The sequence below is a fragment of the Candidatus Marivariicella sp. genome (assembly GCF_983056325.1).
This window is the reverse complement of sequence record NZ_CEZOWA010000011.1, coordinates 57,269-68,735: the sequence shown is the minus strand read 5'-3', so window position 1 is coordinate 68,735 and position 11,467 is coordinate 57,269. Positions and strand designations below refer to the sequence as shown.

7 protein-coding genes and 1 pseudogene are annotated in these 11,467 nt (G+C 30.9%); 1 reads left to right on the top strand and 7 read right to left on the bottom strand.

Annotated elements, in window-relative coordinates; all coding sequences use genetic code 11:
• The 4 genes and pseudogenes from AC3ATN_RS05230 to AC3ATN_RS05215 form a co-directional block, all read right to left on the bottom strand.
• Nucleotides 1-1,846, bottom strand: a pseudogene (locus AC3ATN_RS05230) (hypothetical protein); the annotation flags it as partial.
• A gap of 3 nt (nucleotides 1,847-1,849) precedes the next feature.
• Complete coding sequence (locus AC3ATN_RS05225; RefSeq protein WP_487532178.1) at nucleotides 1,850-3,235, bottom strand: MBL fold metallo-hydrolase; 1,386 nt, start codon at nucleotides 3,233-3,235, stop codon at nucleotides 1,850-1,852.
• 1 nt (nucleotide 3,236) lies between these two features.
• Nucleotides 3,237-4,964, bottom strand: coding sequence for a SulP family inorganic anion transporter (locus AC3ATN_RS05220; RefSeq protein ID WP_487532177.1), 1,728 nt, complete (start codon nucleotides 4,962-4,964; stop codon nucleotides 3,237-3,239).
• A gap of 41 nt (nucleotides 4,965-5,005) precedes the next feature.
• Nucleotides 5,006-5,416 (bottom strand): metal-dependent transcriptional regulator, encoded by a 411-nt coding sequence (locus AC3ATN_RS05215; RefSeq protein WP_487532176.1) that lies wholly within the window; start codon nucleotides 5,414-5,416, stop codon nucleotides 5,006-5,008.
• Between the two features lie 53 nt (nucleotides 5,417-5,469).
• Between AC3ATN_RS05215 and AC3ATN_RS05210 the strand changes: the two genes are divergently transcribed.
• The gene (locus AC3ATN_RS05210; RefSeq protein WP_487532175.1) at nucleotides 5,470-7,710 is read left to right on the top strand and encodes a TonB-dependent receptor; all 2,241 of its coding nucleotides are present in this window, start codon (nucleotides 5,470-5,472) and stop codon (nucleotides 7,708-7,710) included.
• A gap of 1 nt (nucleotide 7,711) precedes the next feature.
• Here AC3ATN_RS05210 and AC3ATN_RS05205 read toward each other — a convergent pair whose 3' ends face one another.
• The 3 genes from AC3ATN_RS05205 to AC3ATN_RS05195 all read right to left on the bottom strand — a co-directional run bounded on the left by AC3ATN_RS05205 (nucleotide 7,712) and on the right by AC3ATN_RS05195 (nucleotide 11,374).
• The gene (locus tag AC3ATN_RS05205) at nucleotides 7,712-9,904 is read right to left on the bottom strand and encodes a PepSY domain-containing protein (protein ID WP_487532174.1); all 2,193 of its coding nucleotides are present in this window, start codon (nucleotides 9,902-9,904) and stop codon (nucleotides 7,712-7,714) included.
• Between the two features lie 8 nt (nucleotides 9,905-9,912).
• Nucleotides 9,913-10,407: a DUF2271 domain-containing protein gene (locus AC3ATN_RS05200; protein WP_487532173.1), complete on the bottom strand. Its 495-nt coding sequence runs from the start codon at nucleotides 10,405-10,407 to the stop codon at nucleotides 9,913-9,915.
• Between the two features lie 91 nt (nucleotides 10,408-10,498).
• Nucleotides 10,499-11,374, bottom strand: a complete 876-nt coding sequence (locus AC3ATN_RS05195) for a sterol desaturase family protein (RefSeq protein ID WP_487532172.1) — start codon at nucleotides 11,372-11,374, stop codon at nucleotides 10,499-10,501.
• Nucleotides 11,375-11,467: the final 93 nt, after the last annotated feature.

Here is an 11,467-nt window from a genome sequence, read left to right as displayed (position 1 = left end):
TCTCATTAAAAGGCAATTGATCGTCCTCGTCGTTACAACCATCGTTGTCGTCATCGGGATCTATACAATCTGGTATGAAATCTCCGTCGTAATCCAGTGGAGTATCCCCTGCGTTGAGAGAGTCCGTACCACAAATAATCTCATCTGCATTTAAATAACCATCGCCATCCACGTCAGTATCTGCGTTATCTCCTATGCCGTCTCCATCGGTGTCTGCCCACTCCGTTGGGTCTAAGGGGAAAACATCGGGTAAATCGTCAACATTATCGTTATCGGTGTCAGCATCCAAGGTATCTGTTCCAATAAGTAGCTCTTCTTCGTCAGTTAACCCATCGTTGTCGTCATCTAAATCCAAACAATCAAATTCTCCATCTCCATCAGTATCAATTGGGACCGATAAAGGATCCAGTGGGTCGGTGTTACACTGAATCTCCAAAGTATCATCAAAACCATCGTTGTCATCGTCTAAGTCCCCACAATCAGAAATACCATCTTGATCGGTATCAAGGGGAACCGAACTTGAGTTCAAAGAATCTGTTCCACAAAATATTTCAAAGGTGTCCAAAAAACCATCGTTGTCATCATCGGTATCGATACAGTCTGGATTATAATCCGCATCATTGTCAGGTGGAGTTTGACTATTATTCAGTGGGTCACTAAGACAAAAAATCTCTTCCTCATCTGTATAATTGTCGTTGTCATCATCCAGATCTGCATTGTTTCCTGTTCCATCTCCATCGGTATCCAGCCATTCATTTGGATCAAAAGCAAAAGCATCATTCACGTCGTTAAAACCATCGTTGTCATCATCCTGATCAACACAGTCTGGAATGAAATCACCGTCAAAATCAACTGGCATAGAAGAACTGTCCAAAGGATCTGTATTACATGTTATTTCATACGATGTTAAAAAACCATCTCCGTCATCGTCGTTATCCAAAAAATTTAATACTCCATCTCCATCGGTGTCTACTGAACCTCCCTCAATTGAATCAAGTAATCCGTCATTATCAGAGTCAAGATCTAAAGTGTTTTGTATGCCGTCTCCATCAGTGTCTGTATTACAAGGATTAATGAATGTTTCAACAACTACGTTTGCGTTAATTGAACCGGGACCTCCATGATTTGAGTTTCCAAAAGTCAATTTAAAACCGGTTAAACAATCGTATGTAAAATTTGGATTTATAACTAATTCTCCTGCACTTGAATTACCGTTTGGGTCCATATAAGGCAAAGCATCTTCTCTACCGCCACCTTTAGTGTCTAACATTAATCTAATTGATCCTGGAGTTATCTCAACAGTTGGATTTCCTTCGCCAGTCCAGGGCGTCCATTGCCCTCCATTACCACTTGAATTAAACTTTCCAGTACCCATAAATTCTGGCGCAGATGTTCCTGCAAAATTTCCATTCCAATGGTATTCGTTAAAATTAAGATAAACTACATCATCAATAGAAAATGTTAATCCATCATCAAAATTTCCATTTACATTAAAAATTATATGACAATTCTGAAAAACATCACCTTCACCAAGCTCTGTTTTTATATTTATATTTTTTTCAAATGCTCCTCCGACCTGTCCAGATCCTGAACCGATAACTGTTATTGGAGAAGTTGAAATCGGATATCCCCCTGTAAAATTTCCAGATAAGTCTCCAGTGATGGCAAGAGTTGAATTATTGACATTAGGTGGACACTCAATTGTATCTAATATTCCGTCGTTATCGTCATCTAAATCAAATGAATTTGGAATTCCATCTCCATCGAAATCAATGGAAGAGCTGTTTACTTGCGAGTTTGAAATATTACTTATTAAGAGTACGACAATAAATATTAATTTTTTCATGGTCTATATTATTAGAATCGAAGTCTCCTTTATTGATTTAAATCCTCCTTTTATTTCAATCAAATTATGTACACCCCTGCTTTTTAATATAGAAGCAGCAATCATACTCCTATATCCTCCCGCACAGTGAACATAAAAATCCTTATTATTTGGCAAAACTTTTAAATAATTATTAATAATATCCAAAGGAGCATTAATTGCTTTATCAATTCTTTCAGATTCAAATTCAGAAGGTTTACGAACATCAAAAATGCTAAAATCTTTATTTTTGATATCTATCTCAAATTGCTGAGCCGAAATAGATGTTACTTTATCAATTTGATTTCCGGATTCCTTCCAAGCTAAAAACCCACCTTGTAAATATCCAATAGTGTTATCAAATCCAACTCTAGATAATCTTGTAATCGCCTCCTCTTCCTCTCCATCTTCTACAACAAGTAAAATTGGTTGTTTTACATCCGCTAATAATGCTCCTACCCAAGGAGCAAATCCACCCTTTAAACCAATAAAAATAGATCTTGGAATATGACCTTTTGCGAAGTCCTGCTGATGTCTAACATCTAAAATAATAGCCCCTAATTCGTTAGCTGTCTTTTCAAATTCTGTTACTGATATTGGATTAATCCCTCTCTTTATTATTGAGTCTATATCTTCATAACCTTCTTTATTCATTTTGACATTTGAAGGAAAATAGGTTGGAGGGGGCATGAGTCCCTCAGTAACCTCTTTAACAAATTCTTCTTTTGTCATATCTGCCCTTAAGGCGTAATTTATCTTTTTTTGATTTCCCAAAGTGTCAACCGTTTCTTTCATCATATTTTTTCCACATGCTGAACCTGCTCCATGTGCGGGATAAACAATCACATCATTAGCTAAAGGCATGATTATGTTTCTTAAACTTTCAAACTGAATTCCAGCCAAGTCTTCCATTGTCATATCATCAGATTTTTGAGAAAGATCAGGGCGCCCAACATCACCAAGAAAAAGAGTATCTCCACTAAATATTGCATGATCTTTTCCACTGGCATCTTTCAATAAATAGGTTGAACTTTCCATTGTATGTCCTGGAGTGTGTAATACAGTTATAGTACAACTTCCTATTTTAAAAACTTGATTATCGGTTGCAATTATAACATCATAATCTGGATTTGCATTAGGTCCATAAACTATTGGTGCATCCGTCTTTTTTGACAGTGTCAAGTGTCCACTAACAAAATCTGCATGAAAATGTGTTTCAAAAATATATTTGATTTTAACATTATTTGCCTTCGCTTTTTCGATATAGCTATCAACTTCTCTTAGAGGATCAATAATAGCAGCCTCGCCGTCACTTTCGATATAATAGGCTCCTTGAGAGAGACATCCAGTATAAATTTGTTCTACTTTCATATTATTCTAAAATTTCTAAATTTGCTTGTAAGCTTATTTTTTTTTCTATTTTACTCTTAGGGTTTTTATGTATATAATATTTAAACGCTTGTTGAGTGTTTGCAAAAAAAAGTTTGCCTCCAATATTTTTCGCAACACCACTTTTAAATAGACTATCCACAACTGGACCAATTGCTCCAGCGACATAAAATTGAATATTTTTAGATTTTAAAATTAGAATTATTTCATTTAATATTTTCATACCGCTAGAGTCAATATAATTAATTCCACCGGAACTTAGAATAACTACGTTTAATTTTCCTTTTTTTTGATCAACCCTTTCGAGAAGTCTTTCTTTAAAAAACTGAGAGTTGCCAAAATATATTTGCTCATCAAACCTTAATAAGAGTAAATTTTCGAATGTCTCAATATCCTCTGTAAACCTATCAACGTCCTTAAAATAATCCGTTCCCATAATTTTACCTAATACAGCTACATGTGGTTGAGAAGATCTATATACTAATAACAACAATGAAGCTAAAACACCTAAGATGATTCCCTCCTTAATCCCAATAAATAAAGTAATAAAAAAGGTAAATAAAAGAATATAAAACTCACTTTTACTTGACTTCCACAACTTTTTTGGTGATTGCAAATCAATTAATTTAAAAACAGCAACCATTATTATTGATGCTAAAATAGTATTCGGTAAAAAATAAAATAGCGGAGTAAAAAATAAAAGAGTAAGACCTACTACCATTGCACTTATTATTGATGCTAATCCAGATTGAGCTCCTGCTTGTTCATTCACTGCTGTTCTAGAAAATCCTCCTGTGGTTGGATATGATTGAAATAAAGATCCAATAATATTAGATGTTCCAAGTGCAATTAATTCTTGATTTGGATCAATCGAATAATCCTTCTTTTCTTCAATAGCTTTTGCAACAGAGATAGCTTCCATAAAAGCAATTAAGGCTAATGTGAGTGCTAATGGTAATATTTTTGAAAAATTTATTAGTTGAATTTCAGGAAGTTTAAAATACGGGAGGCCCTCCGGAACTATACCTACAATTGATACTCCTGAGTCTTGTCCAAAATATTTAATCCAAAGACTAGAAAAAATAACCGCAATAAGGGCTCCAGGGATTGAAGGATTTAGCTTCTTTAGTAAAATTAATATTCCTATCCCTGAAAGTCCAATTACTAATGTTGTTGGTTGTATTTGAGATCCTTTATCTATAAACTCAAATAAAAGTAAATGTATTTTATTACTGGATTCAAAAGGAGCTCCAACCAGATGCTTTAATTGACTTAATCCAATAATAATAGCTGCAGCAGATGTAAAACCAGAAATAACGGGCTTGGAAAGGAAATTTACCAAAAATCCCATTCTCATAAATCCTAAAATAAGCTGAATAAGACCCATGAAAAATGCTAAAAAAATTGCCATTGAAATATATTCATCAATCCCAGAAAGTTTTAATGCTGCCAATCCAGAGGCAACTAACAAGGAGTCCATTGCAACTGGACCAACTGACAATTGTCGCGATGTACCCATTATAGCATAAATGACTTGGGGTATTAAGGCTGCGTATAATCCAAATACTGGAGGTAGCCCTGCTAGAAGGGCATATGCCATTCCTTGAGGAACTAACATGATTCCAACGGTTAATCCCGCAATAAAATCATTTTTAATTGATTTTTTAGAAAGGTTAGGAAGCCAGTTTAAAATTGGAAAATATTGTTTCATATTTTGTGCAATTTAACGCTTTAATTATTTGGGCTTAATAATTAATATTCACTATCGGGAATAATGGAGCCATGGGGATCAATTAATTGATCCCCTAAAATTTCTCTCATTCTATTAAAAAAGTTTGAATTTTCAATATGTTCTATTTCTTCAGCAATCTCATGAACCTCATCAACCGAAAAATTCATTTCTTTTACTAAATACAATTCAATAAGTCTATGTTTTGAAATTATTTCAATAGCTTTTTTCTTCCCTAAAGAAGTCATTTCAATCGGTTTGTAAGGTTTGGTATCTACAAAACCCATCTTTACTAATTTATTTAACATATTTGAAACAGTAGATTTACTTACTTTGAAAAAAGTACTAAGTGCGGTAACAGTTACCTTATCCTTTTTCTCCTCCAGTTTATAAATAGCCTTAAGATAATTTTCTTTTTCGATTGTTTTTTTCATAAATGTTTTGCAGTATAAAACTTTTTAATAGTTTTGCAGTATAAAACTTTTTTGTGTCTCGAATTATATTTTTGTTTTTTTTTATTAAGTTTTCATTTGCTCAGGATTATTCAATTATCGGAAGAGTGATTTCTGAGGGATCACCTCTTCCTGGTGCTTCTGTAATAATTAGTGGAACTAAAATTGGTACAACAACTAATCAATCAGGCGAATTTATTTTAAACATATCTAAGATAAAGAATCCAAAAATAATTATTTCATATATAGGACATAAATCTTTTGTTCAAAAAGTAAGTAATACTGAAAAAAATATCGGATTAGTTGAACTTAAAGTTGACGATCAATTAAATGAGGTAGTCATTTCTGGAACATTAAAACCGGTTTCTAAACTAAATAGCCCCGTTCCGGTTGAAGTTTATACCAAAGAATTTTTTAAAGGAAATCCAACTCCATCTGTTTTTGAGTCAATGGGTATTATTAATGGTATTAGACCTCAACTAAACTGTAACGTTTGTAGCACAGGAGATATTCATATTAATGGTCAGGAGGGTAGTTATACAATGGTTTTAATTGATGGGCTTCCAATTGTTAGTGGGCTATCAACAGTATACGGGTTAACAGGTATTCCACAATCTTTAATTGAACAAGTTGAAATTGTCAAAGGTCCAGCATCTTCTCTTTATGGTTCAGAGGCGATTGGAGGAGTAATTAATTTAATTACTAAAATGCCAGCAAATGCATCTAAATTTTCTTTTGATACTTTTACTTCGGGGTGGGGAGAGATAAATACAGATTTAGGTTTTAAGTACGGATCAAAAAATAAGTTACAGGGAATTTTAGGTGTTAATTATTTCAATTATTCAAATCCGATTGACAATAATAATGATGGATTTACGGATTTAACTCTGGTAGACAGAATTTCTATTTTTAATAAATTAAATTTTTCAAATAGGTTATCAGTTGCAACAAGATATGTTTATGAAGATAGATGGGGTGGACAAATGAATTGGTCTCCAAGATATAGAGGTGGAACTGAAGTTTATGGTGAAAGTATTTACACCAGTCGGGTTGAAATTTTTGGAAAATATGATTTTAATAAAAATTTATTTTTTCAATTTAGTTTTAATAATCATGACCAAAACTCCGTATATGGAAATACAATATTTAATGCAAAACAATCAATTGGTTTTGGTCAGTTTGTATGGAGTAAAAATATGAAATCAAATTCTTTTCTTTTTGGACTAGCCTACAGGCACACATTCTATGATGATAATACGACTGCAACATATGATGACAACTCCTCGTCTAATATGTCAGAATCAACAAACCTTCCAGGAGTTTTTATTCAAGATGAAATAAAAATAAATGATTCCAATACAGTATTAGTTGGTGTTAGATATGATCACAATTCAATTCATGGGGACATTATCACTCCAAGATTTAATTATAAAATTACTAATAATAACAAATCTTCAACTCTAAGATTTAGCTTAGGATCAGGATACAGAATTGCAAAAGTTTTTACTGAGGATCATGCTGCTTTAACAGGAGCTAGAGATGTTGTTTTTTTAAATAATTTAAAACCAGAGAGGTCTTGGAATACAAACATTAATTATGTAAAAAAAATATATGCAAAGGAAGGATACATACTAGATTTTGATTCCAGTATTTTTTGGACAAAATTTTCGAATAAAATTGTTCCGAATTATGATACAAATCCAAACTTAATAATCTATGATAATTTAAATGGTAGATCTATTACTAAAGGAATTTCGCTGAATATAAATTCATTGTTTATTAATGGACTAAGAATTAATATTGGTGCAACTTATATTGACTCATCAATTATTGAAGACGGAAAAGAATATACCCCCTACTTAACAGAAAGCTTTCAGGGGGTGTGGAAAATTGAAAAGAAATTTATTGAATCTACATATAAAATCGATTTCACTGGAAATATAGTAGGGAAAATGAGACTCCCCCGATTGGGATCTTTGGATCCAAGAGATGAGTTTTCTCCCATTTTTAGCATAGTGAATTTACAAATAACAAAGTCTCTTAAAAACAATTACGAATTTTTTGGAGGTATAAAAAATATTTTAAATTTTACACCTGATAAAAATAGTATAGCTCGTTCATTTGATCCTTTTGATAAAAATGTAATCTTTGATCAAAACGGAAGCGCTACTAAAACCACTGAAAATCCATATGCTCTTACATTTGACCCATCATATGTTTACGCATCCAATCAAGGTATTCGATATTTTATCGGAATGAGGTGGAGTTTAGACTGATTTAGTAACAGTCTAAAAGTAGATGACCATTATTTTCAAATTCACTTAATGGCTGATCTAAGTTTATGGAAGAAATTTCTTCAAGAATATCCAGAACATCGTGTTGCATCGATAACGAACCACATATCATTATAAATCCATTATTTTTTATAGTATCACAAACTTCCTCTTTATTTTTAATTAGGACATCTTGCACATATTCTTTTTTGTCTCCTTTTGATAAAGCCATATGAAAGTTTGAAATATTATTTTTTGAAATAGCATTTTCTATATATTTTTCATAAATGTTTATAGACTCCTTTGTTCTTCCTCCCCAAAACATAGATATGGGTATGTTACTTCTATTTTCACTAATCATACCAAGAAAGGGAGCAATTCCTGTTCCATTTGAAATTAGGATCCCAGAATGTGCTTTTTTGGGTAAATGAAAATTAGAATTACTATTAATAATTCCATTTATAAAATCACCAACTTTTAAAGTACTTAAATATGAAGAACAAAGACCTTGATTGTGTTTTTTTACACTTAATAATAAATTTTCACCAATTTTTCCAATAGAGTATTGTCTGATATAGTTATCTTCTTTTGGAATTATATTTAGTAAATCTCCTGACTCATATTTTATTTTTTTTATTGGCTCAAACTTTATTAAAAATGTATTATCAATATTTATTTTTATTTTCTCTACAACTTTAAAAGAATTTGTCTTTAATTTATTTTTAACTGGTTTAGTTATATCTAAACTTAAATCAATTGGGGTGGCTTTAGTCCATTTTTTAAACCAAGACTCAAATGCACCTTTTGATTCTTCGTTGATTTTGTATAACGGCAAATTTGATTTAAATTTTGGATTGTTATTAAGTAATTGATCAACATCAATAGCAAATTGACAATAGTTTGGATACATTAAAGATCCAAAGCCCACAACAGAAAAATTCATATTATTTATCGGAATAACGGTTTTGAATTTTTTTTCAAATAAACGAGCATTTGAGGGTGCTTCACCATCTCCATAAGTAGCTGTAAAAACAACAATATTTTTGGCTTTTTCATATTGAGTATAATCATTCAATGGAGACATAAAAACACTCTTTCCAGCTTTAATTAGGCTTTCAAAAAAATATTTTGCAAATACAAATGTGTTTCCAGTTTCAGAACCAACTAAAATTATATATTCACATTCATTAGCTTCTAATATTTTCTTTGTTTTTTTACTTTTTAGTATACGTTTAAGTGACATTGAAAACCCGGTATACATAAAAAAAAGCATGCTTGAACTTGATATAAATAATATGATAGACCATAATATATTACCCTTTCCGGTGTGTAATATTAAATTCCATCTAGCTGCTAATTTAACAAAAGGATAATATGATTCTTTTTTGACACGTCCAGTAAACTGATCAATAATCAATATTCTGTCGTTTAAAGAGAGTTCAAAAAAATCTTCTTCAGCTTTTGAAAATGGAAAACTTAAATTTCTTACTTCATCTAAAGAAATTGTTTGAAAGAAACTTGATAATGATTTGTTTTTGGCAGATTCATTTTGTTTTTCATTCCAACTAAAATTGAAATAATCTTTAGGCATTAATGATAATTTTTCAACGGACAAAAAAACTCCTGTCACGGCAATTATTATAATTGGAAAAACTAACCAACGTCCAATGATTACGTGGTATTTCTGTTTGATATTATTATCTTGAACACGCTTAAACCATTTAGTAAATCCACCCTGTCTTTTTGCTAACAAAAAAATTCCAGTAACCGCAATAAAGCAAAGTAAAAGGGAAACTATTCCCACAAAAATTCGACCAATTGTTTTGAGAAAAAGTGATCGATGTAAATTTGTGATGAATGTGAAAAATTGTTTTTGTTTTTTAACTAACCCTATTTTTTCTCCGGTAACAGGATTTATATAAATTTTTTTTACTTCAGCATTGTCTGTAATAACTGATGCCATAACAAAATCATCATCAGTTACTTCAATTTCAATTATTTCATCATAATTTTTATTAAGAGCTATAATAGTTTGGTTCAGTGAGACTTTATCAAGCGAAGTGACACTGTAAGGTTGAATTGACAATGAAATTGGCTCAAAAGCAAGAATTCCTCCAGTGACGGAGGCGATAAGTAAAAAAAGTGAAGAAACTAAAGCCAATAAGAAGTGACTATATCTCCAAACAAGAAGTGACATATATTTATCTAATTAGAAATCGTCCTTATATAACGAATAAATCCAGTTCCTTCAATTTTACTATTTATATTTTCAGAAGTCAATTCAAACTGAACGTCTTCAGTGTAATATTTTTGATCCTCAACTGAGCTTTCAAATCTAACACTATAACCTTTATCAATTTTTTCTTTTGGAATATTTATTAAGCTTACGGTTCGCTCTCCTCCACTTATAGTTTCTCCGGTTATTGCATCAACATTATTTCTAATTTTAGCATAAAATCTCCACCATCTACTTAATTCACTGTACCATTCTTTGTCCTTACCTTGCACATAAAGTGTGTCCTCATAATTTCCTTCAGGATTAATTAAAGATATTATAATATATGCTCCAAATCCTTCATAATTTGTCATTTGAATCATACATTTCACGTTAGTTGTATCTTCAATAATTAAATAGGAATAGGTCAGAAAACCTGAAAGAAGTGTAACTAATAAAAGTTTTATTCTGTAAATCATAATCATCTAAGTATTTTTACATCTTAAATTAAGATAATACAAAAATAATTATTTATACTTAATCTAAATAGAAGAAAGAGATAAAAATTTAACTTATTTAATCATCTTTTTTAAAACCATAAAATAATTGCCCCTTAAAGTCTTTGGACATATTATGATCACCTTCATATCCAAGTTTTATTTCCCCATCTGAATTAGGGATATAATTAGTTTTAAATATATAATCCCATACACTTAAACTTATTGCAAAATTAACACCTATTTTAAATTTGTCAGGGGATGAATGAGCATGATGATGAAGATGCATAATTGGGTTGTTAAATATATATTTAAATGGGCCATAGCTTATTTTTAAATTGGAATGATTTAGATGACCGATTGTAATAGAAAGAAAATGAATTATGTATGCTTGCTCTGGTTCAAAACCACCAATAATTATTATAGCAAGGTATTTGAAGGGTTTATAAAAAACATTTTCAATCCAATGATAACGAAAATGTGAAGCAAATCCCATTTCCTTAACAGAATGATGGACTTTATGAAATTTCCATAAAAACGAATACTTGTGCATTAAAACATGAGTAAACCATTGAAAGAAATCTGAAACAATAAAAAATACTATTAATTGAATGATTGGATTGTACAAAGAGATATCCATTATAGCAAATGAGCTTAGGTTTAAGCTAAATATATCTCCGATTAGTTTGTTAGAAACGTCATAAAATCCAACAATAATTATTGAAAAAATAAAAAAATTGAAAAACATATAAAACAAGTCTAACCAAAAATCTTTTCTAAATATCTTTTGATTTTTTCTCCAAGGAAAAACTAATTCAAGAATCCATACAATTATTGAAATCAGAATTAAACCCCAAAAATAATTTTCACTAACTGGAACATCAAAAGTGATTTGCCTAAAAGTCCAATTTAGTACTTCTAGAAAAGATTGAATAAATAATTCTAAATATGTCATTGAGCTATTTTAAGTGACTATAAAAATTATAAGGTCATGAAAAGAAAAAATTAATCAAAAATAAAATTTGTGGTTTTAATAAATAATTTTCAT

Bases quoted from the DNA above. Each gene is read 5' to 3' on its own strand.
- AC3ATN_RS05200 (WP_487532173.1), bottom strand. From the start codon at position 10,407: ATGATTATGATTTACAGAATAAAACTTTTATTAGTTACACTTCTTTCA.
- AC3ATN_RS05225 (WP_487532178.1), bottom strand. From the start codon at position 3,235: ATGAAAGTAGAACAAATTTATACTGGATGTCTCTCTCAAGGAGCCTAT.
- AC3ATN_RS05205 (WP_487532174.1), bottom strand. From the start codon at position 9,904: ATGTCACTTCTTGTTTGGAGATATAGTCACTTCTTATTGGCTTTAGTT.
- AC3ATN_RS05220 (WP_487532177.1), bottom strand. From the start codon at position 4,964: ATGAAACAATATTTTCCAATTTTAAACTGGCTTCCTAACCTTTCTAAA.
- AC3ATN_RS05215 (WP_487532176.1), bottom strand. From the start codon at position 5,416: ATGAAAAAAACAATCGAAAAAGAAAATTATCTTAAGGCTATTTATAAA.
- AC3ATN_RS05195 (WP_487532172.1), bottom strand. From the start codon at position 11,374: ATGACATATTTAGAATTATTTATTCAATCTTTTCTAGAAGTACTAAAT.